The sequence below is a fragment of the Pseudomonas sp. SDO5532_S415 genome (assembly GCF_054071155.1).
The window spans coordinates 123,953-149,016 of record NZ_JBSVWS010000002.1 but is presented as its reverse complement, the minus strand read 5'-3'; the positions used below and the strand labels follow the sequence as shown (position 1 = coordinate 149,016).

Here is a 25,064-nt window from a genome sequence, read left to right as displayed (position 1 = left end):
CGAGCAGGCTCGCTCCCACAGGTCGAAATTTTTCCCGCCCTGCGCACGCATCTGTTAAAACGCGGACTTCATGTCTGTACCAATGGAACATCCGATGCCCATTGCCCTCCTCACTCGACTTCGCCGACGCTGGCTGCCGCTGCTGTGCATGGCTGCGCTGGTCGTCGGCCTGCCGGTGAGTTGCGGCGCGCTCAAGTACAAGGAGCGCGAGTTACTGTTCCGCATCGAACCGGGCACGGCGAGCTGGTATCGCGGTTTGCCGGGGGATGTTCAGGCGTTCGACATCAAGCCCGCCAATTTCAAGGCCGGGCAAAACCTGCATGCCTGGTGGTGGCCGGCGGCACGCCGCGATGCGCCGTCGATCCTCTACCTGCACGGTGTGCGCTGGAACCTCACCGGCCAGGCGTTCCGCATCGAGCAACTGCGCGCCATGGGCTATTCGGTGCTGGCCATCGACTACCGGGGGTTCGGCCAGAGCAACGGCGACCTGCCGTCGGAAGCCAGCGTCTACGAAGACGCCCGGGCTGCCTGGGAGCGCTTTACGGCGATGCAACCTGATCCCGGCAAACGCCTGATCTACGGCCATTCCCTTGGCGGTGCGGTGGCCGTCGACCTGGCGGCAGACCTGGCCGCGCAGGCAAAAAAAGATCATGTCGCGGTGCCGGTGCGCGGTCTGGTGATCGAGTCCACCTTCACCACACTGGGCGATGCCGTGGCGGAAGTGGCCGGCAACAACCTGCCCGTCAACTGGCTGCCGGTGCGCTGGCTGCTGTCGCAGAAGTTCGACTCGATCGACAAGATCGTCGATATCGACATGCCGCTGCTGGTGGTTCACGGTCAAGCCGATGCGTTCATGCCCCCGCGCTTCAGCCAGCAATTGTTCAATGCCGCCAATGAGCCCAAGCGCCTGCTGTTGGTACCCGGTGGCACGCATAACAACAGCATGAGCCTGGGTGGCAGCCAATATCGCCAGGCGCTCGACGGCTTGATGAAAGCCAAATCGCAGATCGCCGGGCCGACGGTTTCAAGGGGTGCGCAGGACTCCTGATCGTTATCGATAACCCCGCGCCTGCAAGTCGAACAACTGCGCATAGCGCCCGCCTGCCGCGACCAGGCTGTGGTGATCGCCGTGCTCAAGAATCCTGCCCTGGTCGAGCACGATGATGTGATCGGCGTTACGCACACTGGAAAAACGGTGGGAGATCAGCAGGGTCATGCGGTCCTGGGTGTGCCGGCTGAAATGCTCGAATACCGCCGCTTCCGCTGCCGGGTCAAGGGCCGACGTCGGCTCGTCGAGAATCAGGATATCGGCATCGCGACGCATGTAGGCACGGGACAACGCGATCTTCTGCCATTGCCCGCCGGACAGTTCCTGCCCCCCGGCAAACCAGCGCCCCAATTGCGTGGCATAACCGCGATCCAGACGCTCGATGAAGGGCGCAGCCATGCCTTCGGCGGCGGCTTCGTGCCAGCGCTGCTCATCGTTGAACGCCAGGGTATCGCCCACGCCGATGTTCTCGCCGACGGAGAACTGGTAGCGGATGTAATCCTGGAAAATCACGCCGATGCGCCGACGCAGTGCGTCCTCTTCCCAATCCTGCAAGTCGCTGCCGTCCAGTAGAATTCGCCCCTGATCAGGACGGTACAAACGGGTCAGCAGCTTGATCAGCGTGGTCTTGCCCGAACCGTTCTCCCCCACCAGCGCCACACTGTGCCCGGGTACAAGGTGCAGATCGATGCCTTCCAGCGCAGCATGACGGGCGCCCGGATAACGGAAACCGACGTTCTCGAAACGCAAGCCGTCGCCAGGCACTGCACCGACGGTGAGATGCCCGGTATCGACCACCACCGGCTCAGCCAGGTATTCATAAAGACTGGACAGGTAGAGTCCATCTTCATAAAGGCCACTGATGGCGCTCAGGCTGCTGCTCACCGCTGACTGTCCCTGCTTGAACAGCACCAGGTACATGGTCATCTGCCCAAGGCTGATATTGCCGTGAACCGCATCGACCACCACCCAGGCATAGGCCAGGTAAAACGCCCCGGTGCCGAGCAGACCCAGCACGAAACCCCAGCCGTCGCGGCGCAGGGTCAGCCGCCGGTCCTCGGCATAGAGCCGGGCGAACGTCTCGCGGTAACGCCGCAACAGCAGCGGCGCGAAACCGAACAGCTTGACCTCCTTGATGTAGGCCTCATGGGACAGCAACGTCTCGATGTACGTCTGCTGTCGGCTTTCCGGTGCGCGGCGGGTGAACAAGCGAAAGGCATCGCCGGAAAAATGCGCCTCGGCAAAAAACACCGGCAACGCGCCGACCACCAACAGCACCAGCGCCCACGGCGAGAAGTGCACGAGCAACACACCGAAGCTGATCAACACGATCAGGTTCTGGATCAACCCCAGCGACTTCATCACCAGCGCCAACGGCCGGGTCGAAGCCTCGCGCCTTACCCGCACAAGCTTGTCGTAGAACTCGGAATTCTCGAATTGCACCAGCGACAGCGTCTGGGCCTTTTCCAGAATCATCGTGTTGACCTTCTGCCCCAACTGCACGCGCAACAGCGACTGCTGCACAGACAGCGCACGCTGGGTGGCGGACAGCAACGCCAGCACCCCGGCTTCCAACAGCACATAGCGAAGCACTGGCCACAACGGCGCACTGCCCTGCTGCGCGTGCAACTGCATGGCAAATACCACGGCATCGACAATGCGCTGCCCCAGCCACGCCGCCAACGCCGGCAGCACCCCGGCGATCAGCGTCGCCAGCACCAGGCCAAGGAACAGGCCGCGCGAAGTGCCCCAGACCAGCAGCAAGGCGCGCCGGGACTGGTCGAGTAATGAGGAGAAGCGGGTAAGGACCGCGGGCATATTATCTGTTGCGCCGACGCGGTCTCTCAGACTCTTTTCTTGAAGGTGGGGGGCCGAGTGGAATCACCAGCCCCGGGGGAGGAGGGCCGCCGTTAATCCAGTCCTCCATTAGCCGCCTCAATTCGGGCGGCATTTCTTGCGGTGCTCTGCTTGTCATATGTTCATCCTATGTTTTCAGGAGTTCGACCCATTGTACTTTTGAAACATCGATAACAATCACTTCGGCCCCGGTGTGAAATCTCTGGTTTGCATCTTCAATCCAGTGAGGGTACTCAAGAACGAACTGCCCTCTTGCAGGCTCCGCCGGCCATTCTATCGGCCAGCCAAACAGGCGTTTGCCATCGACCAAGTGCAGCACGACATGTCTTTGCCGCGTTGAAAAAGCACTGTACCACTCGCAAGGATATGAAGATTGCCGGGTGTTGTTCAGCTTGCGCAGGAGAGCGTGAAGCTTGTCGCTACTGGCAATGTGGCAGGAAAGAAAACCCATCAGCACCGCAATCACCGCTGACCACAAGGTCTCTGATTTTCTGCCTCACATGCCGACTGAAAAGAACCGTTCACCTGTAACCAACAGCAACGCTCCCAACCCAACGACCAGCGACTGGATCACGAAGGTAAAGATCAGCGCCTGAACTATTTGTCCAAAAGTGTCCGGCCGCTTGAAGGCTGTCAGTGAATAAAAGATCCAGGCGGCCAAGAATCCCGGAATCAAATACTGGAGTAGCGGAATCACTTCCTTGATCAAATCATCCATGCAAGTTTTCAATCCATTGAAAGCTCCGATGCGACGCAAAGAAATACCTCACTTCGCCGACTCATTCCACCCGTTGCAAAGCCCCTGTCGTCACAAGAAATTTCGAGGTTGAAGGTTCGGAAATTGCCGGCAAAAATCATGGAAAGCTCCTACAAAGACTTAATCGAAGGCCCACACCAACTACTCCTGAAACCTTGCCCGATACCGTCCCGGACTCTCCCCCGTCCACTTCTTGAACGCGCGATGAAATGCACTCGGTTCCTGAAATCCCAGTTGCTCGGCGATGTCGCTGATGCTCGCCCGGCTCTGGCGCAATTGCTCGAAGGCCACCGCACGGCGCACTTCGTCCTTGATCTCCTGATAGGAACAGCCTTCACGTTCCAGCTTGCGGCGGAAGGTGCTGGGGCTCAGGTGCTGTTCGAGGGCGAAGGCCTGCAGGGTCGGCCAGTGGCTGTAATGGCTGTTGCGCAGGCGCTGATGCACCTGTGACGCCAGGCCGTGCTGGTTGCGGAAGCGAATCACCAGCCACTGCGGCGCGGTGCGCAGGAATACTTTCAGCGAGGCCAGGTCCTGCACCACCGGCAGGCGCAGGTAGTGGCTGGCGAATTCGATTTCGGTGCGTTCGGCGCCGAACGTCAGGTTCGGCCCCCAGAGCAAGCGATCGTCACTGAGGGACACCCGCTCGTGGCGGAAATCCGCGCGGTCAATGGGTATGCGCCGACCGCCCAGCCAGCACAACAGGCTGATCATCAACACCAGGAACGTCTCTTCGCCGAAACGGCTGACCTCATCATTTGCCGCCTGGCTGTCCAGGCTGATGAAGGCCCGCTTGCCACGCACGGACAGCTCGCCGCGAAAATCGTGGAGGAACAGGGCGAAGTTGGCCAGGCACTGACGCATGGCCTTGTGCAGGTCGGGCTCCTGAATCAAGGCGCGGCAAATCAGGGCGAAAGCGCCCGGCGGCATGCCATGGGAATCGAGCCCGAAGAACTCGTCATTCAGTTCGCGGATCTGAATCAGCCACAACGCCGCAAAAGCATTGGCCGGCACCCGCGACGTCGGCTCTTGCATCAGCGCCGGATCAATGCCGGCCTGTTCCAGCACCGCTCGCACTCGCTGCGGATCGTCTCCCAGCCCGTGGATCATTGCCTGCACGAAGTAGGCGGCCACCGAGTCCTTTTCCCGCATCTGAACGCAACGCTCCCCATCATTCGAAATGGCAAAAAACACCAGTGCCGTTGAACAGTTTCGGCATAGGACAACCGCCTTGCCAGCTCTAGACTCGCGCCAATAGTACGCCTTCGGCTGCCACCACGGCCAAGGTATCGCAGGGTTTGAGCGAAAGGACGGCAACATGAATCTGCAACACATTGGCGTGATCGGCGCCGGCACCATGGGCAATGGCATTGCGCAAGTCTGCGCCCTGGCCGGTTTCAGCGTGACCCTGCTCGACATCTCTGAGAGCGCTTTGCAAAAAGCCGTCGCGACCGTTGGCAAGAATCTCGATCGTCAGGTTGCCAAGGAGACCCTGACGCTGGAGCAAAAGCTCGCCGCCCTCGACAAGATCCGCACCAGCACCGACTACAGCAGCCTGCACAACGCGCAACTGGTGATCGAAGCCGCCACGGAAAACCTCGAGCTGAAACTGCGGGTACTGCAACAGATCGCGTCGCAGGTCAGCGCCGACTGCGTGATTGCCTCCAACACTTCGTCGCTGTCGATCACCCAACTCGCCGCCAGCGTCAGCCAGCCAGAGCGCTTTATCGGCCTGCACTTCTTCAACCCGGTGCCGGTGATGGGCCTGATTGAAGTCATCCGCGGCCTGCAAACCAGCGACGCCACCCACGCCCTGGCACTGGACATGGCGACCGCGCTGGGCAAAACCGCGATCACCGCCGGCAACCGCCCGGGGTTCGTGGTCAACCGGATTCTGGTACCGATGATCAACGAAGCGGTCCTGGTGTTCCAGGAAGGCCTGGCCAGCGCCGAAGACATCGACGCCGGCATGCGCCTGGGCTGCAACCAACCCATCGGCCCGCTGGCCCTGGCGGACCTGATCGGCCTGGACACTTTGCTGGCGATCATGGAAGCCTTTTACGACGGCTTTAACGACAGCAAATACCGCCCGGCGCCACTGCTCAAGGAAATGGTTGCCGCCGGTTACCTGGGCCGCAAGACGGGGCGTGGCTTCCATGCCTATGCCTGAGCGTTGCTCGCGGTTTGCCGAGTACCGGGACAAGGTACTGGAGTTGTTTGCCAGCAAAGGTTTCGGTCAGGTCGGCATGCGCGAACTCGCCACGTGCCTGGGGCTTTCCCCAGGCTCGTTGTATCACCATTACCCGAGCAAACAGCATTTGCTGCTCGACCTGATCGAGGAGTTTTACGAAGAGCTGTTGGCCACCCTTGGCCGCATCGAACAAAAGGCCCCGGCCAAACGCGACCGGCTCAACAGCCTGATCCGCGCGCACCTGAACCTGCATCGCGACATGCCGTGGCACTTTCGACTGGTGGAGCGCGACAGCGGCTGCCTGAATGAAGAGCAGCAGGCGCGGGTTCGCCAGTTGCGCGAACAGTACGAACGCCGGTTGCTGGTGATGCTCGGCGCCCGCTCCCGATTCAGCGAATCAGGTCTGCCGGCAGCCGGGCACGCCATTGCCGCCTTGCTTAACAGCGCACCGAGTTGGCTGTCACCCCATTCGCTGGACGAAGGCGAGCAGGACGAACTGCTGGAAAACATGCTCAGCGGAGCCATCGAGCGCGTGCTCGCACCACGACGCCCGGTCGAGGCAATAAGCTTCGCCCGGTCTATCGAGAAAACGTCTAAAAAAACCCAGTTGTCCTTGTAGGAGCGAGCTTGCTCGCGAAAAACCCAAGGGCGCCTCTGGGCATCAGCTCTTACGAGCTATCGTTAACGACCATCGCGAGCGAGCTCGCTCCTACAAAAGCCCGGGATCGCCTCGATATCATCGGAATTCGCTCCTGAACCAAGCGTCCAATCCGATGTGTCCCTTCAATGACCGGGAGCCGCATCATGAAAATCAACCCCTACCTTATCTTCAATGGCGACTGCAAAGCCGCGTTCACCTTCTATGCCGAATGTCTGAAAGGCCAGATCGAAGCGATGTTGACCTACGGTGAAACACCCGCCGGCGATCATGTACCCAAGGACCTGCATAACCTGATCATCCACACCCGCCTGGCAGTGGGCGATCAGGCGATCATGGGATCGGATACCACCCCCGACCGCCCCACCGAAGAAATGAACGGCTGTTCGATTTCGCTGAATGTCGACAGCATTGCCGAGGCTGAACGGGTGTTTTCCGCACTGTCAGCAGGCGGCAATGTGCAAATGCCGCTGGAGACCACCTTCTGGGCGGCCCGCTTTGGCATGCTGGTCGACCGCTTTGGCGTGTCGTGGATGGTCAATTGCGAGAAGGATCAATGACAATCCCCTTGTGGGAGCGTAATGATTGAGTCTTACCAATCCCTGTGGCGAGCGAGCTGGCTCCGGGCGGCGTTCCGACGTCGGGCTGCGCAGCGGCCCCGAAATCTGAAAACCATTAAGATTTTTGTGAGTGCTACGCACTCAAGCGGGAGCAAGCTCCCTCGCCACAGATTTCTCACTCACTCTAGATCCGTAACGAAGACAGCCCAATCAGACCCGGTTGGGCTTTCTGGCAACTCCCGGGTCGTCTGCTACCGTCAACATGCCATTCCCCGTATAGCAGCGGATTGTCCGGAGGAAACCCACCATGCCTGCGTCCTGGTCCACCCGTTTCAAACTGTCGCTACTGGCCGGCGGGCTCACCGCCACCCTCCTCGTTCTCAGTGGCTGCGCCACCGTCGATGCCCACAGCACCGCCTATGTCGGTGTCGAGCACCCCGCTCCGACAATGCCCAGCGAAGTCGTGGTGCTGCGCTCCGAGCCCCTTCGCCCGCACATCCGTCTGGGTGAAGTGCTGATCGATGCCAGCGTCGATCCCGCGCCACCGATTGCCGAGGTCGAACAGAAATTGCGCGAGGAATCCGCCAAGCTGGGCGGTGATGCCGTGGTAGTGGTCTACGACCGTATCGGGACCGTGGGTGCCCGTGCCAACGGGCCGCTGTGGGCGCGCGATGTGCAAGCCATGGAGGGTCGTAAACTCAAGGGGATTGTCATCAAGTATCGGTCGTAGCCTTTGACTTTCCTGTCCTGAACTCATCGCACAACCTTTCGTCGCAAATCAAAACCCGGGGCGCACTATGCGCCCCTCTCTGGCTTACGGCTTGCACAGGCGGTCGTAGCGGCCCCAGAACGACATAATTCTGACACGCCAGCCCCTCAAACTAATGCTTAAGGCCTCCAGCAATACGCTTGGTCAGTCACCGGAGATGTAACGTGTCAACTCTTAATGAAATCGCAGCGAACCACGCGAGAATGGCCAAGGCAAAAGAAGAGGAGGCGACCGGGTTGAATGAGCGACAGCTTCAGATCGTCGGTGGTTTTGAAATCCCGTGCCTGGAGAAGCAGCAACAGGTTCCGTTGCACCTGATGGCTGGGTCGCAAGACAACCTTGTCGCGCAGGCCGTTGGTTTCTGATCGTCAGGATTCACCGAGTGTCACTTGCCGGTAATGGCGTGGTGTAAAACCCGTCAATGCCTTGAACTGACGGGTAAACGCACTGTGGTCGGTGTAGCCGCACTGCAGTGCGACCTCGGTGATCGGCATGTCGGTATGCAGCATTCGATGTGCATGCTCCAGGCGAACTTTCTGGATCATCTGGCGTGGCGTCAGGTTGAACACACGCTTGCAGTACCGTTCCAGTTGCGCCACTGAAATGCCGGCGATCCGCGTCAGTTCACTCAAGGTGACGCGCCGGTTGAAATGCGCGCGAATGTATTCGTCTACCGCGGCCAGGCGCTGGTAGGCCGGATGCGTCTCGCTGGCCGACTGCAGGTCGACCGAGATCCCCACCAACCCGATGATCTCACCGTTGCGGTTATGCAAGGGCCGTTTGTGCGTCAGGCACCAGCCGGGCTCCCGACTGCCGTACAAGTGCAACTCCAACTGATCCTCCAGAACAAGCCCCTGCTCCAGCACCCGTCGATCCTGTTCGGTATAGCCAGGCCCCAACTGCGCCGGAAAAACCTCGGCACTGGTTTTTCCAAGCAAGGATTGCAGGTGTTTCAACCCGCAGCGACGCACCAGGGTGCGGTTGGCCATGACGTAGCGCGCCTGGACATCCTTGATAAAGATCGCGGCATTGGGAATGACATCCAGCATCGGCAGCAGCAGTGCCACGCCTGCCAATAATTCATCGATGGTCTGAGGACGACTGGCGTCGTTCCCCTGGCACAGGATCGCAAGCGCGTTCTGCGTCATGAAGCTCCCTCCCCCACTTTTCGTCCAGGCGACCAGCACGCCGAGCAGGTTGCCCCAACCCCGGCGCCCTGTCGAGGGCGCATCACGGTCATCCGTACTGTGCTGATTTCGTCATTGATGCCAGTGAAAAACATCAATCGCGGCCAGGCTGACGCGCTCACTCTGAAGCCATTGCCGGTGAGTTCAGACTCACAGCTTTCCGATTTCCTCTAATGGACGGGACTATGAAAAAAGTACATGTCATCGATTCCCACACCGGCGGCGAACCGACTCGCCTGGTGATGAAAGGCTTTCCTGATTTGCCCGGCAATACCATGGCCGAAAAACGCGATGCCCTGCGCGAGGGGCATGACCACTGGCGTCGCGCCTGCCTGCTGGAACCCCGGGGCAACGATGTATTGGTGGGGGCTTTGTATTGCGAGCCGGTTTCGCCGGACGCCACCTGCGGCGTGATCTTCTTCAACAATGCCGGCTATCTGGGCATGTGCGGCCACGGCACCATCGGCCTGGTCGCGTCCTTGCACCACTTGGGACATATCAGCCCCGGCGTGCACAAGATTGATACACCGGTCGGCCAGGTCAGCGCCACCCTGCATGAAGACGGTGCGGTGACTGTGGGCAACGTGCCCGCCTACCGCTACCGCCAGCACGTAGCGGTCGAGGTGCCCGGACACGGCCGCGTGTACGGCGATATCGCCTGGGGCGGCAACTGGTTTTTCCTGGTGTCCGACCATGGAAAGGTATTGCAAATGGACAATGTCGAGGTGCTGACCGAGTACACCTGGGCAATGCTCAAGGCGCTGAAGGACCAGGGCATCCACGGCGAAGACGGCGCCCTCATCGACCATGTCGAGCTGTTCGCCGAAGACGATCATGCCGACAGCCGCAACTTCGTCATGTGCCCGGGCAAGGCCTACGACCGTTCGCCTTGCGGCACCGGCACCAGCGCCAAACTGGCGTGCCTGGCCGCCGATGGAAAACTGGCCGAGGGCGAACGCTGGGTACAAGCCGGCATCACCGCCAGTCAGTTCGAGGGCCGCTACGAATGGGAAGGCGATCGCATCCGCCCGTTCATTACCGGCCGCGCCTGGATGACCGCCGACAGCACGCTGCTGATCGACGAGCAGGACCCCTTCGCCTGGGGTATTTGAACCCCGTACCTCCCTGTTTATCTGAATCAACGTTCCAAGGAGCGACAACCATGAGCGACAACATATTCACCGGTTGCATTCCCGCGCTGATGACACCCTGCACCGCCGAGCGCAAGCCGGACTTCGATGCCTTGGTGGCCAAGGGTCGCGAACTGATCGATATCGGCATGAGCGCTGTCGTGTATTGCGGCTCGATGGGCGACTGGCCCCTGCTCACCGAAGCCGAGCGTCAGGAAGGTGTGGCGCGCCTGGTCGACGCCGGCGTCCCGACCATCGTCGGTACCGGTGCCGTCAACAGCCGTGAAGCGGTGTCCCATGCAGCCCATGCGGCCAACGTCGGTGCCCATGGCTTGATGGTCATTCCTCGCGTGTTGTCCCGTGGCGCATCCGCAACCGCCCAAAAGGCGCACTTCGCCGCCATCCTGAACGCCGCAGCGAATCTACCGGCAGTGATCTACAACAGTCCTTACTACGGCTTCGCCACCCGTGCCGATCTGTTCTTCGAACTGCGCCGAGAGCATCCGAACCTGATCGGCTTCAAGGAGTTCGGCGGTGCCGCCGACCTGCGCTACGCCGCCGAGAACATCACCTCCAGGGACGATGATCTGACCCTCATGGTGGGCGTCGATACCCAGGTGGTGCACGGTTTCGTCAACTGCAACGCCACCGGTGCCATCACCGGCGTGGGCAACGCACTGCCGCGCGAGGTGCTGCAACTGGTGGCCCTGAGCAAGCAGGCGGCCAAAGGTGACGCCAAGGCTCGCCGTCTGGCGCGCGAACTGGAGTCTGCATTGGCGGTGTTGTCGTCCTTCGACGAGGGCTGCGACCTGGTGCTCTATTACAAGCATCTGATGGTGCTCAATGGCGACCAGCAATACACCTTGCACTTCAACGAGACCGATGCACTCAGCGATGCCCAGCGTCGTTACGCCGAGACCCAGTACGGGTTGTTCCGCCAGTGGTACGCGAACTGGTCGAAAGAGCAGAACCTGGTCTGACACCCGACTCGATCACATCGTGGTGCGCCGATGCGCACCTTTTGCTGGATGACCCAACAGAAGCCCAGGAACATGACGTCCCTTAATTCAGGCAATACGCAAAACCCCGCGGACATCGCCGTGGTCGGCGCCGGCATCATCGGCGTCGCCTGCGCCCTTCGGCTTGCACGCCAGGGAAAGCGGGTGGTGGTCATCGATCATCAGGATCCGGGGCACGGGGCTTCATTCGGCAACGCCGGGCATCTGGCCACCGAGCAAGTGTTTCCCATCGCCGACCTGTCCATCCTCAAGCGTCTGCCGGCGATGCTCATGGACCCCATGGGGCCGTTGCGCCTGGACTGGAGATACATGCCCCGGGCATTACCGTGGTTCACCCGTTTGTTGCTGAACCTGCGACCGGCACCTTTCCAGCGCACCGTGGCCGGCATTCGCGCACTCAACGAAAGCAGCCTTGGCGCCTGGCAACGGCTGCTCGAAACGATTGCCCGTCCGGACCTGCTGAAAGAGGATGGCTCGCTGCTGGTGTTCGAGCACCCCGACTCGCGACCGGCAATCGACGCGTTACAGGCACGCATGCGCCATCAAGCAGTGCCCGTCGATTTATGGCAGGCGAGCGCAGTGCGTGAGGTTGCCCCGCAGCTGAGCGAGCACGTTCAGGGCGGGCTGTTCTTCCCGCGCACCGGGCACTTCCTGGACCCCTACCGCGTCGTTGGCGAATTGGTGAAAGCGGCCAAGGCCAGCGGCGTGCAGTTCATCAAACATCAGGTGATGGGCGGGCGTGTGCAGGAGCACGGCGTGTCACTGCTCACCCACCAAGGCAGCCTGACTGCCCGCCAGGTCCTCATCGCCTGCGGCGCTCACTCCGCCAGACTGACCGCCGCGCTGACCGGCAAAAAAGTGCCCCTGGACACCGAACGCGGCTATCACCTGATGCTACCCAATGAACACCAGCGCCTGCCTTTCGCCGTCACCTCGCTGGAACGCAAATTCATCATGACTCCCATGGCCGACGGCCTGAGGCTGGCCGGCACCGTCGAATTCGCCGGCCTCGACAGCCCTCCGAACATGGAACGCGCCTGGCAGTTGCACCGATTGAGCAAAGGCCTGTTCAAGCGTGATCTGAATGCTGAGGCTGCAACCCCCTGGATGGGGTTTCGTCCTTCGCTGCCTGACTCATTGCCGATTATTGATCGGGTGTGCGACGGCAAGGTGTTGCTTGCGTTTGGTCATCAGCATTTGGGGCTGACTCAAGCGGCGGTTACGGCTGAGCTGATTGGCCGGATGGTATTGCCTGCAAGCCCCACTGAGGTTCATGCATTGCCGGCGGTTGAGGCGTATCGATTGGATCGGTTCTGAGCGCCCCCCCTGCACCACCAACCCACCCAATCCCTGCTCGCGAAGGCGGCTGCACAGCCAACACCTGCGTTGCCTGACAGGCTGCTTTCGCGAGCAGGCTCGCTCCCACAGGTTTTACACCTTGACTGACTGGCATTAGCGTTTTCCGCGCCCCTTTTTTCGTTTGAAGGTTCGGTGGCATGGCTGCGATTACATGCCCATCCATGCACCTTTTATCGCCTCGCATTGATACGTTTATTTTCACATTATTGATTTATGAAATTTTATATGTCATTTATATCTCCGCGTCATCCCCCATCCAAGGAGTCAACAATATGAACAAGACAGAACTTCTAGGTGCCCTGGCACTGTGCGCCGCAAGCTTTCTGGCCCACGCCGACGAAGACAGCCTGCGTATCGGTATCGAAGCCGCCTACCCGCCCTTCTCCTTCAAGACGCCAGAGGGCAACGTCAGTGGTTTCGACTACGACATCGGCAACGCGCTGTGCGAGGAAATGAAGGTCAAATGCGAGTGGGTCATCCAGGAGTTCGACGGCATGATCCCGTCGCTGAAAGTGCGCAAGATCGATGCGGTGCTGTCGTCGATGTCGATCACCGAAGACCGGATGAAGTCGGTCGACTTCAGCAAAAAGTACTACCACACACCGGGCAAGTTCGCGATCAAGGCCGGCAACGTGATCAACGACCCGCTGGTCGATCTCAAGGGCAAGAAAGTCGGCGTGCAACGCTCCTCGACCTACGACCGCTTCGCTACCGAGCAGTTGGTGAAAGCCGGCGTCGAGGTGGTGCGCTACTCCTCGCAGAATGAAGCCTTCCTCGACTTGGCGTCGGGTCGACTGGACGCCACGCTCGCCGACATCGTCAACACCGATGAGAGCTTTATCAAAACGCCGTTAGGCAAAGGTTTCGCCCTGACAGGACCGGACATCAACGACCCGAAATACTTCGGCAGGGGCGCCGGGATCGCGGTGCGCAAAGGCGACACGGCGAACGTTGCACGCTTGAGTGCAGCGATTGACGCCATCCGCACCAATGGCAAGTACCAGCAAGTGATGGCCAAGTACTTCGCCTTCGATATCTACGGCGAATAAGCCGTTACCCGAAACCCTGGCGTCGGCCCCTGCGGGCGCCACGTTTGGCTTTTCTCGTGCGCCTGCGGGCGCTCGCTTGAGGAATTTCATCATGCTCCACGGCTACGGATCGAGCATTCTCGATGGCGCCTGGCTGACCATTAACCTGGCCCTGATCTCCATGTCCATGGCGATTGCCCTGGGCCTGATCGGCGCCGCCTTTCGTTTATCGCCGTTCAAATGGCTGGCGATACTGGGCGAAGGCTACACCACCCTGATTCGCGGTATTCCCGACCTGGTGTTGATCCTGCTGATCTTCTACGGCGGCCAGGATCTGGTGAACCGCATTGCCCTCGCACTCGGTTACACCCGCTACATCGACATCAATCCCTTTATCGCCGGCGTGTGCACCATGGGCTTCATTTTTGGTGCCTACCTCTCGGAAACCTTTCGGGGTGCCTTCATGGCGATCCCTAAAGGCCAGGCCGAAGCCGGTGCGGCGTATGGCATGGGTGGTGCCCAGGTGTTCTGGCGGATTCTGGTGCCGCAGATGATTCGTTTCGCCATTCCCGGCTTCACCAACAACTGGTTGGTGCTGACCAAATCCACCGCGCTGATCTCGGTCATCGGCTTGCAGGACATGATGTTCAAAGCCAAAAACGCAGCGGACGCCACCCATGAGCCATTCACGTTTTTCCTCGCGGTTGCCGCGCTCTACCTGATGCTGACCAGCGTGTCATTGCTGGTCCTGCGCTGTCTGGAAAAACACTACTCGGTCGGCATCAAAGCCGCCGAACTGTAACCGGGAGCCCACCCATGATTCTCGACTACAACCTGATCTGGGAGAACCTGCCGCTGTATTACAGTGGCGTATGGGTGACCCTGAAAGTGCTGCTGATTTCCCTGGCCGTTGGCCTGGTGCTGGCGATTCCGCTGGCGCTGATGCGGGTATCGCGATCACCGTTGATCAACTTTCCGGCCTGGCTCTACACCTACGTGATTCGCGGCACGCCGATGCTGGTGCAACTGTTCCTGATCTATTACGGGTTGGCGCAGTTCGAAGCGGTACGCCAAAGCGCGCTCTGGCCTTACCTGTCCAGTGCCACCTTTTGTGCCTGCCTGGCCTTCGCGATCAATACCAGTGCCTATAGCGCGGAACTCCTGGCCGGCAGTTTGAAGTCCACGTCACACGGCGAGATCGAAGCCGCCAAAGCCATGGGCATGTCGCGCGTTACCTTGTACCGCCGCATTCTCCTGCCGTCCGCCTTGCGTCGGGCGCTGCCGCAGTACAGCAACGAAGTACTGATGATGCTGCAAACCACCAGCCTGGCGTCGATCGTCACGCTGGTGGATATCACCGGCGCCGCGCGAACGGTCAGTTCGCGGTTTTATCTGCCGTTCGAAGCGTTCATCACTGCCGGCCTCATCTACCTGGCCCTGACCTTCATCCTGGTTCGCCTGTTCAAGCTGGCCGAGCGCCGCTGGCTGGCCTATCTGGCACCGCGCAAGCACTAAGGAGTTTTATGGAACACATTCAATACCGCTTGCCGTGGAGTGCCTCGGGCACGGAGCGATCGCTCGCGCTGTTTCGTTTTGGCAGCGGCCCGCGCAAGGCCTACATCCAGGCCTCGCTGCACGCCGACGAGCTACCGGGGATGCGCGTCGCCGTCGAACTCAAGCGCCGCCTGCGAGCGCTGGAAGAACAAGGTCGCCTGACCGGCGTGATCGAGTTGGTGCCGATGGCCAATCCGATCGGCATCGCACAGATGTTCCAGGCCACCCATCAAGGGCGTTTTGAGTTTTCCAGCGGGAAGAATTTCAATCGCGACTTCCCGGAGCTCGCCGAAGCCGTGGTACCGATGCTGGAAGGTCGACTGGGAGACGATAGCAACAGCAACATCGCGCTGATCCGTCGCGCCATGAGCGATGCCCTCACCAACATGTCACCACCGACATCGGAACTCGATGGCCTGCGGCGCCTGTTGATGCAACATGCCTGTGATGCCGACGTGGTGCTGGACCTGCACTGCGACTTCGAGTCGATCATGCTGCTGTATGCGATGCCGCAAAACTGGCCACGCTTGCACTCATTGGCCGCCCGCCTGGGCGCTGGCGTTGCCCTGCTGGCCGAGGCGGCGGGAGGTAACGCCTTCGACGAAGCCTGCGCCATTCCCTGGCTGCAACTGGCCGAGCGATTTCCCGAAGCCAATATTCCGCTGGCGTGCGTCGCGACCACCATCGAACTGCGCGGCATGGCCGACACCGAACGCGAGCAATGCGTCGAGAGCGCGCAGGCCATTCTCGGCTATCTCGCCGAGCAAGGCCTGATCAGTGGTGACTGGCCTGACGCCCCGCCGAGCCGTTGTGAAGCGACCCCCTTCGCCGGTGCGCAATACGCCTATGCGCCGCACCCGGGGGTGGTGAGCTATTTGCAACCGTTGGGCGCCCACGTCAGGGTCGGCGATCCGCTGTTCGAAGTCATCGACCCGCTGACTGACCTGCACAGCGTGGTGCGCGCCAGCACTGACGGCATCCTGTATGCCCGCGAACGACTGCGTTTTGCCCAGCCTGGCTTGTGGCTGGCCAAAGTGGCCGGCCGTACCCCCATCCGCCAAGGCCGCTTGCTCAGCGACTGATTCCAGAGAGTTGAACCCATGTACAAGCTTGAAATTCAGGACCTTCACAAAAGCTACGGCAGCCACGAAGTGCTCAAGGGCGTGTCCCTGGAGGCGAAAGCCGGCGACGTCATCAGCATCATCGGCTCCAGCGGTTCAGGCAAAAGTACCTTCCTGCGCTGCATCAACCTGCTGGAGCAACCCAACGCCGGCAACATCGTGCTCAACGGCGAACAACTCAAACTGGTGACCAACAAACTCGGCGGGCTCAAGGCGGCCGAACCCAAGCAACTGCAACGCATGCGTTCGCGACTGTCGATGGTGTTTCAGCACTTCAACCTCTGGTCGCACATGAGTGCCCTTGAAAACGTCATGGAAGCGCCGGTGCATGTGCTGGGTGTGAACAAGAAACAAGCGCGGGAAAAAGCCGAGTACTACCTGAACAAAGTCGGCGTGGCGCACCGCATGGACGCCTGGCCGGCTCACATGTCCGGCGGTGAGCAACAGCGTGTGGCCATTGCCCGCGCGCTGGCCATGGAACCTGAAGTGATGTTATTCGACGAACCGACTTCGGCACTCGACCCCGAGCTGGTCGGCGAAGTGCTCAAAGTCATGCAGGACCTGGCACTCGAAGGCCGCACCATGGTGGTCGTGACCCACGAAATGGGTTTTGCACGGGAAGTATCGAATCAGTTGGTGTTCCTGCATAAAGGCCAGGTCGAGGAACGTGGCGATCCGCGCGAAGTGCTGGTCAAACCGCAATCCGAGCGCCTCCAGCAGTTTCTGTCCGGCAGCTTGAAATAATCAACCCGCCCCGCTCACCGCAAGAGACGGCTTCGGATACACTCCAGCCTGCGCAGCACCCTGTGGGAGCGCCGCCCGCACGCTCCCACAGGTTATGCGCCAGCCCCAGCCCCAACCCTCAGGAAGTGTTGAACCGGATATGCCGACTCCTTCGAAAAACACCACGGTCTATGCCGCTCCAGTGATGCGCAAACTCGCGGAAATCGTTCCCGACTTACCGCCGTCATTGCGCAAGGTGGCGGATTTTATCCTGCGTCATCCGCTCAGGGCCGCGACGCTGACGATCGAAGAAATGGCTCATGAAACATCCACCTCGCCAGCAGCGGTCAATCGTTTGACCAAGGCGCTGAACCTGGGTGGCTACACCGGCATGAAAGCCGAGCTGGTCGCGACGTTGCAGCAGATGGTGTCGCCGGTCGACAAACTGCGAAACGAACTGGCCCATCGTCCTGGCGGCGCCTTTGGCCTGCATGAGCAAATCCAGAGCGCCACCAGCAACCTCGCCACGGCCGCCACCAACAACCACGCAGACACCTTTGAAGCGTTCGTCACCCGTCTGATCAACGCTCGCAAGATTTACATCCTGGGCTTTGGCAACAGCGTCTACTTCGCCGGGCTTGCCGCCTCGACACTGATGCCGTTCTGTGCGGACGCCACCGCCATCAGCATGGAGGGCGGCAACGAAAACGCCGCTTACCGTCTGGCCGCCATCACCGATCAAGACGTGTTGCTGGCAATCTCCCTGCCGCGCTATTCCCTCGACACCCTGCAACTCGCGCGTTTTGCAAACGAGCGCGGCGCCTCGGTGCTGGCAATCACCGACTCACCCGCCTCGCCGCTGACCAGTATTGCCGAACACGTGTTGTTTGCCCCCGCCGATCATCCGGTAATGACCAGTTCCAACATCGCCGTGCTCGCCTTGATCGAAGGATTAGTGGCGGGTGTGATGGCTCGTAATAAAGAAGCCGTCAAGCTGGCGACCGAACTGACCGAAAGCGTGATGTCTTACTTGCATATCCCCTCCAGCGGTAAATCGCCGAAAAAGTGATGATTCCAAGGCCAATTGGGTGCCAACGGAAAATCACTTCGCAACATACTGCGTGCCGCGCTGATCGTTAAGCTTTGCCTGCAACATCCCCCACTCGCGTTGAATGATCGAGTAAGGGATAAAGATACTGATCCTCTCAGCGTCCTTTACCCCGGCGTTATTGCTCACATCATTCAATGTGGTTGAGTGGAAACCAATATTGATGCCGACAACACTGCCGTCATTGGCAATGACCGGCCCACCGGACATCCCCTTGACCAGCGGGGCGTCATGGATGCCGTAGAGATCACCGCTGTTCTCGTCGGCGTTGACGAACGGCGTTTGATACACCTTGCCTTTCCCGGTAGTGGTCACCAGGTAAGGACTCACCCCCACTGCCGTAATGCTCTCGCCCACACGCGGAGCGCGCCATGAGGGGTAGCGGCCGTTGGCTTTATGCTTGATGAAGACAAGGTCGCAGTTAGTGCTGCAACTGTACTTCACGTTGGCGATGAACGGCGTGTGACGGGTGGTGACGGCGTAGTCATCGTTCCATTGCACGGCCGAGGCCATGTACACATACGGCAGAGGAAAGCCTGAAAAGACTAAAAAGTATGAATCATTGGCAGGCCCCGAAAAGTCGGGCTTTACAATGCCATTGCATCCTGCAGTTACAGCTCCTATTAAAAAGAAGGCCATGATCTTGATCATGATGTATCACCGACTTAATAGGGAGAATGTGACTGTTTTTTGTTGTCAGTATTTTGTCTTTTGTCGGGTTGCAGTACTCCTCGCCTCTTGCTCTAGTTGGACGCTTTGATACTTATGGCTGAAGTTACAGCAATGCGTATGAATAAATCGCACTAAGACCAATCGCTTTTCGATCAACTTTTATAGTGTAAATATTTGGCGCCAGAAATATGTTGAAAGCGAGACTAATTACCAAGAATAACTATGATTGCCTGTATTAAAGAGGGCAACTGTAGTTTGTATATTTGCGCGAAAGAAGACCACAGCGGTCTCATCGGCCAGCAGCGGGCAAGGCCAAGCTATGCCAGAATTCAAGGGAACGCTTGGCCATGGGCCGCTGATGCCAAGGCCATCATTGCCAACGCGATAACCTGGCCGCCTGCTGCATCGGAGTGTCCAATGTCCGAAACTACCGAGGTGTCGCGCGTGAAGCACTTCGCCGCCAATACGGTGGGCCGGGATCTCGCGGTCGGCGACATTCACGGTCACTTCACCCGGCTGCAAGCGGCGCTGGAGGCGGCCGAATTCAATCCTGCCGTCGACCGCCTGTTCAGCGTCGGCGATCTGGTTGACCGCGGGCCTGAATCGCTGGATGTCGATGAATGGCTGCTGCGCAAGCCCTGGTTCCATGCGGTGCGTGGCAACCATGAGCAGATGGCTGTTGATTCACACGCCGCCGGCCCCATCAGCTATGAATGCAGCCTGCACTTGCTCAATGGTGGCGCGTGGTTCTACGGGCTGTCGAGCATCGAGCAAGGCAGCTACGCCAGCCTCTTTCAGGACTTGCCTCTGGTGATCGAAGTCGAGACCGCACAGGGCCTGATCGGCATCGTGCACGCCGACGTTCCGCGCGCAAGCTGGGGAGAAATGATTACAGGGCTTTCTGGATCAGTGAGAGAGGTCGACCACATTGCCGCCATCCTTCAGTGGTCGCGCAAGCGCTTGACTGACGAAAACCACGCCGGTGTTGACGGCGTGCGGGCCGTGATCGTGGGCCATACGCCACTCAGGCAGCCGGTCATACTCGGGAATGTCTACCACATAGATACGGCGGGCTGGAAGAATGGTTACTTCACGTTGCTGGATCTGGCCACACTGGAATGTTTTCCGCCAATCAACCCTGCGCTCGATTACGGGTGGGAGTGAACGTCTTCTAACCTGACGCACGTCCAGGGTGCACGCTTACACAAGGAAGCCAGGCTACGCAGTGCCTGGTCCCCTTGTGCAATAGCTTGCAGTCAATGTCAGCGCTTGAGTTTGCGCTTGTTGCGGTACTGGTCGATGACCACCGCGACCACGATGATCAAGCCCTTGATAATGTCCTGGATGTAGGCATCGACCCCGACGAAAGTGAACCCGCTGGCCATCACCCCGAGGATCAGTGCACCGATGACCGTGCCGGTGATGCGCCCTACTCCGCCTGCCAGGCTGGTACCGCCGATGACCGCCGCGGCAATGGCATCCAGTTCATAGGACATGCCCATCCCGGCCTGCCCGGTGGCGGCACGGGCCGAAGCGACCACGCCCGCCAGTCCCGCCAGCAACCCGGCGATGCTGTAGACGATGACCAGATGGCGCTTGACGTTAATACCCGACGTACGCGCCGCCTGCATGTTGCCGCCGATGGCGTAGGTGTATTTACCGTACTTGGTGTAGCGCAGCGCGATATGGAAGATCACCGCCACCACCAGAAAAATGATCACCGGCATCGCGCCGTGACCGATGGCCGTGTAGGAATCCGACAGCATGCTCACCGGCTGGCCTTCGGTGTAGTAACGCGCCAGGCCACGAGCCGAGACCATCATGCCCAAGGTGGCAATGAACGGTGGAATCCCGGTGATGGCAATGATGCTGCCGTTGATTGCCCCCGCCAGCAGCCCGACACCGAGCCCGGCAATCACTGGAATCCACACCGGCAAGTCGGTCAGCGACGGGAATACCGCCCGAGCGAAATCCGAGGTCTGCGCCAGGCTGGCAGCGATCATCGCCGATAAGGCCAGCACCGAGCCCGACGACAGGTCGATGCCGGTGGTGATGATCACCTGGGTCACGCCGATCGCCAGCAGGCCGATGATCGACACTTGCAGGATCATCAATACCAGCCGCTGGGAGTTCATCAAAAAACTCTGGTCGCGCACGATCCAGCCGAACAGTTCGAACACCAGGCCGATGCCAATCAGCACCAGGAAGATGCTCAGCTCGGTCGGAAAGCGCCGGCGACTCTTGACCGGTGCCGTTGCCGGTTTGTTTTCCAGTATCGCGTTCATAACCATTCACCCTTCATATGAATTTCGTGTGGCCAGGCCGCTTGCCTGGGGCGAGGGAGCTTGCTCCCGTTGGACTGCGCAGCAGTCCCATTTTTTTGGGGCCGCTTCGCTGCCCAGCGGGAGCAAGCTCCCTCGCCACACAATCCCCTTTCACCTGTGCTCGCCCTTGACTTAATGAACCGCGGACATGCCCGAGGCCAATTGCATCACGCGCTCCTGAGTTGCCTCGAAGCGGTCGAGGGTGCCCATCAGGTCGCCCTCGTGCATGACCATCACCCGGTCGCTCATGCCGAGCACTTCCGGCAGCTCCGAGGAAATCATGATCACCGCCATGCCTTCGCTGGCGAGGCAGGCGATGAGCCGGTAAATCTCGGCCTTGGCGCCGACATCGATACCGCGGGTCGGCTCGTCGAGAATCAGGATTCGTGGGTTGGTCATCAACCAGCGCGCCAGCAAGGCTTTCTGCTGGTTACCACCGGAAAGCGTGTCGATGCATTGCTCCAGCGACGGTGTTTTCACCCGCAGCTTTTTGCACATGTCTTCACACAGTGCGCGCAGGGCTTTCTGTTGAATGAAGCCGTTACCGACGTAATGGGGCAGTACCGCCATTTCCATGTTTTCCAGCACTGACAGGCATGGGAACAGGCCACTGAGCTTGCGATCTTCAGTCAACAGCGCGAAGCCCTTCTCGATCGCCATGTGCGGATCACTGATGCGCACCACCTCGCCGTCGAGCCGGATCTCGCCACCGTCGCTTGGCGTGATGCCGAAAATCGCCTCGGCGACATTGGTCCGCCCCGACCCCATCAAACCGGCGATGCCCAGGATCTCTCCGGCATGCAGGTCGAAGGAGACGTCCTTGAAAATACCGTCCAGCTTGAGGTCACGCACCGACAGCAGCAGATCGCCGATCGGCTTCTCACGCACCGGGAACAACTGGCTCAGCTCGCGCCCCACCATCATCGAGATCAGGCTGTCGCCGTCCATGCTGTCGGCCCGTTGCAGACCGATGTAGGCGCCATCGCGGAACACTGCCACTTCGTCGGCGATGCTGAACACTTCGTTCATTTTGTGCGTGATGTAGATGATGCCTTTGCCCTGGCTTTTCAGGTCGGCAATGATCGAGAACAGATGGGCGACTTCCTTCTCGGTGATGGCCGAGGTCGGTTCGTCCATGATCAGGATGTCGGAGTCGTAGGACACCGCCTTGGCGATCTCGACCATCTGCCGTTCGGCGATGCTCAGGTTGCCTACCAGCTCCTCCGGGTCGAGATTGATCCGCAGGCGCTCCAGCAGTTTCGCTGTGCAGCGGTGCATTTCGCGGTGGTCGATCATGTGGAAACCGTTGAGCTGCTCACGGCCGATCCAGATGTTTTCGGCGATGCTCATGTGCGGCATCAGGTTGAGTTCCTGGTGGATCATCGCGATCCCGGCCTGGAGCGCCGCCAGGGGTGTTTCGAAGACCACCGGCTTACCCCGCAGGCGCAACTCGCCGGCATCCGGCTGGTAGATGCCGGCGATGATTTTCATCAAGGTGGATTTGCCTGCGCCGTTTTCACCCATCAGCGCCAGCACGGAACCGGGACGCACCCGCAGTTGTACGTCGGACAAGGCCACCACACCGGGAAAACCCTTGCTGACGTTGATGATCTCCAGCAGGTACGGCTCATCGACAGGCGTTGCAGTTGGCTGGACACCCACCAACGGGGTGCTCGAAGCAGTCGCTGAAGCGAACATGATCAGGTACTCCATCAGCAAGGTCGCGTCGCAACCTTGCGTGTTTATTGTTGTTATCGAACGGATGGACTATTTGAACTGGTCAACGTTTTGCGGCGTGATCAGGCGAAACGGCACCCAGACAGCCGATTCGACCGGCTCGTTTTTCGCCATTTTCACGGCGGTATCGATGGAGCCGTCGGCCTGTCCCTTGGCGTCCTGGAACACGGAAGCGGCCAGCGAACCTTTCTTCACGGCATTCAAACCATCTGGCGTACCGTCGACACCCGCAATCAACACGCTGCCTTTTTCGACGCCCGCCTGTTGAAGCGCCATCGCGGCACCAATGGCCATCTCATCGTTGTTGGAGACGATCGCGTCGAACTTGCGGCCCTGGGTCAGCCAGTCGTTGACCAGGGTCATGCCTTTATCCCGCAGCCAGATACCGCTCTGCTCTTGCTCGATCTTGATGTTCGGGTATTTGGCCAGCACCTCTTTGACGCCCTTGGTGCGGTTGGTGGTGGAGTTGTTCGCCAGGTCACCCAGCAAAATCACGATATCGCCCTTGCCGCCCATCTTGTCGGCCAGGTACTGCATTTGCATTTCACCGGCCTCCAGGTCGTTGGAAGCGACAGTCACCACGCCTTTGGGCAGGTTCAGGTCATCGGGACGGCGATTGACGTAGACCAGCGGAATGCCGGCCTTCACCGCGGCTTCAGTGATTTTTTTGGTAGCGGCTGTATCCACCGGATTGACCACGATGGCATCGACTTTCTGGCTGATGAAGCTTTCGACCTGGCTCAGTTGCTTGACCACGTCGCTGCGGGCGTCTTCGAATTGCAGCTGGACGCCGTCGGGGTAAGACTTGGCTTTCTTGTCCATGGATTCACGCAGGTAGGTCAGCCAGGTGTCATCGAACTGGGACATGCTGACACCGATCTTCACATCGGCCAGCACGGCGCCGCTGGCGAACATCAGGGACAAAGCGAGAGAGGCGAAACGGATCTTGGTCTTCATGAAAAGTCTTTCTCCACATTTTTGTTGGTTTTATGGATGAGGCGTGACGATTTCAGTAAGCGGACAAGCAGGAAAAGTGTTGAAACGTTGTGCGAAGCAGTTCGCTGGAAATGACTTTATTGGAAAATATTTTCTACATCAACCGATTTTAGAATTTTTTTCTGATTTCATTCCATGGCTCTCGAACGGGCCCAATGCCACTACTTGATGACGCTCAAAACTGAGTCGCGCAGCGTCTAGTACGTGGGTAGTCGCCAGTGCATCACGGGCCTCGACCGGCAGTGGGCCACCGCTCTGTAACGAGGTTTTCAGCTGTAAATAGAACTGGTTCCAGCAGCCGCGCTCGGACGGCACCCGTTCGCGTACCTCACCCTGCTCGAACCAGCCCCAGCGACGGTGCTCCTCGACGCCCCAGCGCTCGCCCTCGGATTTGGGGGTGAGCCCGGCAAGGGCCGACGCCTCCTGCCCGTCCAGACCATCGACGCTGTAGCAGCCTTGGGTGCCGGTCACGCGAAAACGCGGGCCGGGGGTGTTTTGCAGGCAACTGCCCCCCAAGTGTGAAATCACGCCGTTGGCATGGGTCAGGGACATGAAAAAGCCGTTGTCGAAGGTCTGGCCTTTTTCGGCGTAATCCAGTTCGGCATACACCCGGGTGACGGGGCCGAACAGGAGCAGGGCCTGATCCACCAGGTGGCTGCCCAGATCGCGCAGGAAACCGCCGCCGCTGCTGTTGTTCACTGACTGCGGCGAATAGCGCTCGATCCGCGATTCGAAACGGGTGACCTGACCCAACGCACCGGACTCAATGAGTTTGCGCACGGTGAGAAAATCCGAATCCCAGCGCCGGTTCTGGTAGACGCTCAATTGCACGCCCTGACGTTCGGCCATGGTGATCAGGGTTTGCGCCTGTTGCGTATCGGCGGCGAACGGCTTGTCGCTGACCACCGCCACGCCGTGTTCGATGGCGTCGAGCACCAGTGCCGGGCGACCTTTGAGCGGCGTGGACACCACCAGCACATCGACACCGGCTTCGACCAGTTGGCCAATGCTGTCGAAGGCCGGTACACCGGGATGCTCCGCGGCCAGCAGTTGCCGGCGCTCGGCGGAGCGGGTAACCACACCCACGAAGGTCGCCGCCGGCAAACTGCTGATCAGCGGAGCATGAAAAAACCGGCCACCATGGCCGTAACCGACAAGTCCGATACGCATGACTCAACTCCTTCTTTTTGTTATGTGAGCCGCCTACTGGATACACGCGGTCCTTGTGGGAGCGAGCCTGCTCGCGAAGGCGGCGCAACCGTCAATATT

Annotated in this window: 24 protein-coding genes and 1 pseudogene; 16 read left to right on the top strand and 9 right to left on the bottom strand. The window is 59.8% G+C overall.

Annotated features, from left to right (window positions below; genetic code table 11):
• Positions 1 to 94 precede the first annotated feature (94 nt).
• The gene (locus ACW9HW_RS02200) at positions 95 to 1,048 is read left to right on the top strand and encodes an alpha/beta hydrolase (RefSeq protein ID WP_095193399.1); all 954 of its coding nucleotides are present in this window, start codon (positions 95 to 97) and stop codon (positions 1,046 to 1,048) included.
• Between the two features lie 3 nt (positions 1,049 to 1,051).
• Here the strand turns inward: ACW9HW_RS02200 and ACW9HW_RS02195 are convergent, their stop codons facing one another.
• From ACW9HW_RS02195 to ACW9HW_RS02185, 3 genes and pseudogenes are all read right to left on the bottom strand, one after another.
• Positions 1,052 to 2,866: an ABC transporter ATP-binding protein gene (locus ACW9HW_RS02195; RefSeq protein WP_095193398.1), complete on the bottom strand. Its 1,815-nt coding sequence runs from the start codon at positions 2,864 to 2,866 to the stop codon at positions 1,052 to 1,054.
• A 166-nt stretch (positions 2,867 to 3,032) separates the two neighbouring features.
• Positions 3,033 to 3,623, bottom strand: a pseudogene (locus ACW9HW_RS02190) (DUF6338 family protein).
• 180 nt (positions 3,624 to 3,803) lie between these two features.
• Positions 3,804 to 4,811 (bottom strand): AraC family transcriptional regulator, encoded by a 1,008-nt coding sequence (locus tag ACW9HW_RS02185; RefSeq protein ID WP_095193397.1) that lies wholly within the window; start codon positions 4,809 to 4,811, stop codon positions 3,804 to 3,806.
• Positions 4,812 to 4,977: 166 nt separating this feature from the next.
• Here ACW9HW_RS02185 and ACW9HW_RS02180 point away from each other — a divergent pair, with 166 nt between their 5' ends.
• The 5 genes from ACW9HW_RS02180 (at position 4,978) to ACW9HW_RS02160 (ending at position 8,202) form a co-directional block, all read left to right on the top strand.
• Entirely contained in the window at positions 4,978 to 5,829 is an 852-nt protein-coding gene (locus ACW9HW_RS02180) for a 3-hydroxybutyryl-CoA dehydrogenase (protein ID WP_457397974.1), read from the top strand.
• Positions 5,816 to 6,469: a TetR/AcrR family transcriptional regulator gene (locus ACW9HW_RS02175; RefSeq protein WP_457397972.1), complete on the top strand. Its 654-nt coding sequence runs from the start codon at positions 5,816 to 5,818 to the stop codon at positions 6,467 to 6,469. The genes ACW9HW_RS02180 and ACW9HW_RS02175 overlap by 14 nt, the downstream gene beginning before the upstream one ends.
• Positions 6,470 to 6,654: 185 nt before the next feature.
• On the top strand, positions 6,655 to 7,068 hold the full coding sequence (locus ACW9HW_RS02170; RefSeq protein WP_095193394.1) for a VOC family protein: 414 nt from the start codon (positions 6,655 to 6,657) through the stop codon (positions 7,066 to 7,068).
• Between the two features lie 307 nt (positions 7,069 to 7,375).
• Positions 7,376 to 7,798: a hypothetical protein gene (locus ACW9HW_RS02165; protein ID WP_095193393.1), complete on the top strand. Its 423-nt coding sequence runs from the start codon at positions 7,376 to 7,378 to the stop codon at positions 7,796 to 7,798.
• A gap of 203 nt (positions 7,799 to 8,001) precedes the next feature.
• A complete protein-coding gene (locus ACW9HW_RS02160) occupies positions 8,002 to 8,202 on the top strand; it encodes a hypothetical protein (RefSeq protein WP_095193392.1) in 201 nt (66 codons plus the stop codon).
• 3 nt (positions 8,203 to 8,205) lie between these two features.
• Here ACW9HW_RS02160 and ACW9HW_RS02155 read toward each other — a convergent pair whose 3' ends face one another.
• The gene (locus ACW9HW_RS02155; RefSeq protein ID WP_095193391.1) at positions 8,206 to 8,985 is read right to left on the bottom strand and encodes an AraC family transcriptional regulator; all 780 of its coding nucleotides are present in this window, start codon (positions 8,983 to 8,985) and stop codon (positions 8,206 to 8,208) included.
• Between the two features lie 224 nt (positions 8,986 to 9,209).
• Between ACW9HW_RS02155 and ACW9HW_RS02150 the strand changes: the two genes are divergently transcribed.
• From ACW9HW_RS02150 to ACW9HW_RS02110, 9 genes are all read left to right on the top strand, one after another.
• Positions 9,210 to 10,136, top strand: a complete 927-nt coding sequence (locus tag ACW9HW_RS02150; RefSeq protein ID WP_095193390.1) for a 4-hydroxyproline epimerase — start codon at positions 9,210 to 9,212, stop codon at positions 10,134 to 10,136.
• A 50-nt stretch (positions 10,137 to 10,186) separates the two neighbouring features.
• The gene (locus ACW9HW_RS02145) at positions 10,187 to 11,134 is read left to right on the top strand and encodes a dihydrodipicolinate synthase family protein (protein ID WP_095193389.1); all 948 of its coding nucleotides are present in this window, start codon (positions 10,187 to 10,189) and stop codon (positions 11,132 to 11,134) included.
• 72 nt (positions 11,135 to 11,206) lie between these two features.
• A complete protein-coding gene (locus ACW9HW_RS02140) occupies positions 11,207 to 12,490 on the top strand; it encodes an NAD(P)/FAD-dependent oxidoreductase (RefSeq protein WP_457397967.1) in 1,284 nt (427 codons plus the stop codon).
• Positions 12,491 to 12,804: 314 nt separating this feature from the next.
• A complete protein-coding gene (locus ACW9HW_RS02135; protein ID WP_457397964.1) occupies positions 12,805 to 13,581 on the top strand; it encodes an ABC transporter substrate-binding protein in 777 nt (258 codons plus the stop codon).
• Positions 13,582 to 13,672: 91 nt separating this feature from the next.
• On the top strand, positions 13,673 to 14,362 hold the full coding sequence (locus ACW9HW_RS02130) for an ABC transporter permease (RefSeq protein ID WP_457397962.1): 690 nt from the start codon (positions 13,673 to 13,675) through the stop codon (positions 14,360 to 14,362).
• Between the two features lie 14 nt (positions 14,363 to 14,376).
• The gene (locus ACW9HW_RS02125; protein WP_095193385.1) at positions 14,377 to 15,075 is read left to right on the top strand and encodes an ABC transporter permease; all 699 of its coding nucleotides are present in this window, start codon (positions 14,377 to 14,379) and stop codon (positions 15,073 to 15,075) included.
• An 8-nt stretch (positions 15,076 to 15,083) separates the two neighbouring features.
• Positions 15,084 to 16,196, top strand: coding sequence for a succinylglutamate desuccinylase/aspartoacylase family protein (locus ACW9HW_RS02120; protein WP_457397960.1), 1,113 nt, complete (start codon positions 15,084 to 15,086; stop codon positions 16,194 to 16,196).
• An 18-nt stretch (positions 16,197 to 16,214) separates the two neighbouring features.
• Complete coding sequence (locus ACW9HW_RS02115) at positions 16,215 to 16,979, top strand: ABC transporter ATP-binding protein (RefSeq protein WP_457397957.1); 765 nt, start codon at positions 16,215 to 16,217, stop codon at positions 16,977 to 16,979.
• Between the two features lie 139 nt (positions 16,980 to 17,118).
• Positions 17,119 to 18,027, top strand: a complete 909-nt coding sequence (locus tag ACW9HW_RS02110; RefSeq protein WP_457397954.1) for a MurR/RpiR family transcriptional regulator — start codon at positions 17,119 to 17,121, stop codon at positions 18,025 to 18,027.
• Between the two features lie 33 nt (positions 18,028 to 18,060).
• On the opposite strand, the gene ACW9HW_RS02105 is transcribed toward ACW9HW_RS02110, so the two are convergent.
• Positions 18,061 to 18,717 (bottom strand): trypsin-like peptidase domain-containing protein, encoded by a 657-nt coding sequence (locus tag ACW9HW_RS02105; protein WP_095193381.1) that lies wholly within the window; start codon positions 18,715 to 18,717, stop codon positions 18,061 to 18,063.
• Positions 18,718 to 19,155: 438 nt separating this feature from the next.
• Here ACW9HW_RS02105 and ACW9HW_RS02100 point away from each other — a divergent pair, with 438 nt between their 5' ends.
• Entirely contained in the window at positions 19,156 to 19,902 is a 747-nt protein-coding gene (locus tag ACW9HW_RS02100) for a metallophosphoesterase (RefSeq protein ID WP_095193380.1), read from the top strand.
• 98 nt (positions 19,903 to 20,000) lie between these two features.
• Here ACW9HW_RS02100 and ACW9HW_RS02095 read toward each other — a convergent pair whose 3' ends face one another.
• The 4 genes from ACW9HW_RS02095 to ACW9HW_RS02080 all read right to left on the bottom strand — a co-directional run bounded on the left by ACW9HW_RS02095 (position 20,001) and on the right by ACW9HW_RS02080 (position 24,965).
• On the bottom strand, positions 20,001 to 21,023 hold the full coding sequence (locus tag ACW9HW_RS02095) for an ABC transporter permease (protein ID WP_007956055.1): 1,023 nt from the start codon (positions 21,021 to 21,023) through the stop codon (positions 20,001 to 20,003).
• A 171-nt stretch (positions 21,024 to 21,194) separates the two neighbouring features.
• Positions 21,195 to 22,760, bottom strand: a complete 1,566-nt coding sequence (locus tag ACW9HW_RS02090; protein ID WP_095193692.1) for a sugar ABC transporter ATP-binding protein — start codon at positions 22,758 to 22,760, stop codon at positions 21,195 to 21,197.
• 69 nt (positions 22,761 to 22,829) lie between these two features.
• Positions 22,830 to 23,756 carry a sugar ABC transporter substrate-binding protein gene (locus ACW9HW_RS02085; RefSeq protein ID WP_457397950.1) on the bottom strand — a complete coding sequence of 309 codons (927 nt, stop codon included), beginning with the start codon at positions 23,754 to 23,756 and terminating at the stop codon, positions 22,830 to 22,832.
• A gap of 138 nt (positions 23,757 to 23,894) precedes the next feature.
• Positions 23,895 to 24,965 carry a Gfo/Idh/MocA family protein gene (locus ACW9HW_RS02080; protein ID WP_457397947.1) on the bottom strand — a complete coding sequence of 357 codons (1,071 nt, stop codon included), beginning with the start codon at positions 24,963 to 24,965 and terminating at the stop codon, positions 23,895 to 23,897.
• Positions 24,966 to 25,064: the final 99 nt, after the last annotated feature.

Coding starts and splice junctions, on each gene's coding strand:
- ACW9HW_RS02170 (WP_095193394.1), top strand. CDS start 6,655: ATGAAAATCAACCCCTACCTTATCTTCAATGGCGACTGCAAAGCCGCG.
- ACW9HW_RS02085 (WP_457397950.1), bottom strand. CDS start 23,756: ATGAAGACCAAGATCCGTTTCGCCTCTCTCGCTTTGTCCCTGATGTTC.
- ACW9HW_RS02095 (WP_007956055.1), bottom strand. CDS start 21,023: ATGAACGCGATACTGGAAAACAAACCGGCAACGGCACCGGTCAAGAGT.
- ACW9HW_RS02110 (WP_457397954.1), top strand. CDS start 17,119: ATGCCGACTCCTTCGAAAAACACCACGGTCTATGCCGCTCCAGTGATG.
- ACW9HW_RS02140 (WP_457397967.1), top strand. CDS start 11,207: ATGACGTCCCTTAATTCAGGCAATACGCAAAACCCCGCGGACATCGCC.
- ACW9HW_RS02195 (WP_095193398.1), bottom strand. CDS start 2,866: ATGCCCGCGGTCCTTACCCGCTTCTCCTCATTACTCGACCAGTCCCGG.
- ACW9HW_RS02090 (WP_095193692.1), bottom strand. CDS start 22,760: ATGTTCGCTTCAGCGACTGCTTCGAGCACCCCGTTGGTGGGTGTCCAG.
- ACW9HW_RS02125 (WP_095193385.1), top strand. CDS start 14,377: ATGATTCTCGACTACAACCTGATCTGGGAGAACCTGCCGCTGTATTAC.
- ACW9HW_RS02150 (WP_095193390.1), top strand. CDS start 9,210: ATGAAAAAAGTACATGTCATCGATTCCCACACCGGCGGCGAACCGACT.
- ACW9HW_RS02080 (WP_457397947.1), bottom strand. CDS start 24,965: ATGCGTATCGGACTTGTCGGTTACGGCCATGGTGGCCGGTTTTTTCAT.
- ACW9HW_RS02180 (WP_457397974.1), top strand. CDS start 4,978: ATGAATCTGCAACACATTGGCGTGATCGGCGCCGGCACCATGGGCAAT.
- ACW9HW_RS02135 (WP_457397964.1), top strand. CDS start 12,805: ATGAACAAGACAGAACTTCTAGGTGCCCTGGCACTGTGCGCCGCAAGC.
- ACW9HW_RS02165 (WP_095193393.1), top strand. CDS start 7,376: ATGCCTGCGTCCTGGTCCACCCGTTTCAAACTGTCGCTACTGGCCGGC.
- ACW9HW_RS02145 (WP_095193389.1), top strand. CDS start 10,187: ATGAGCGACAACATATTCACCGGTTGCATTCCCGCGCTGATGACACCC.
- ACW9HW_RS02175 (WP_457397972.1), top strand. CDS start 5,816: ATGCCTATGCCTGAGCGTTGCTCGCGGTTTGCCGAGTACCGGGACAAG.
- ACW9HW_RS02185 (WP_095193397.1), bottom strand. CDS start 4,811: ATGCGGGAAAAGGACTCGGTGGCCGCCTACTTCGTGCAGGCAATGATC.
- ACW9HW_RS02155 (WP_095193391.1), bottom strand. CDS start 8,985: ATGACGCAGAACGCGCTTGCGATCCTGTGCCAGGGGAACGACGCCAGT.
- ACW9HW_RS02120 (WP_457397960.1), top strand. CDS start 15,084: ATGGAACACATTCAATACCGCTTGCCGTGGAGTGCCTCGGGCACGGAG.
- ACW9HW_RS02200 (WP_095193399.1), top strand. CDS start 95: ATGCCCATTGCCCTCCTCACTCGACTTCGCCGACGCTGGCTGCCGCTG.
- ACW9HW_RS02100 (WP_095193380.1), top strand. CDS start 19,156: ATGTCCGAAACTACCGAGGTGTCGCGCGTGAAGCACTTCGCCGCCAAT.
- ACW9HW_RS02130 (WP_457397962.1), top strand. CDS start 13,673: ATGCTCCACGGCTACGGATCGAGCATTCTCGATGGCGCCTGGCTGACC.
- ACW9HW_RS02105 (WP_095193381.1), bottom strand. CDS start 18,717: ATGATCAAGATCATGGCCTTCTTTTTAATAGGAGCTGTAACTGCAGGA.
- ACW9HW_RS02115 (WP_457397957.1), top strand. CDS start 16,215: ATGTACAAGCTTGAAATTCAGGACCTTCACAAAAGCTACGGCAGCCAC.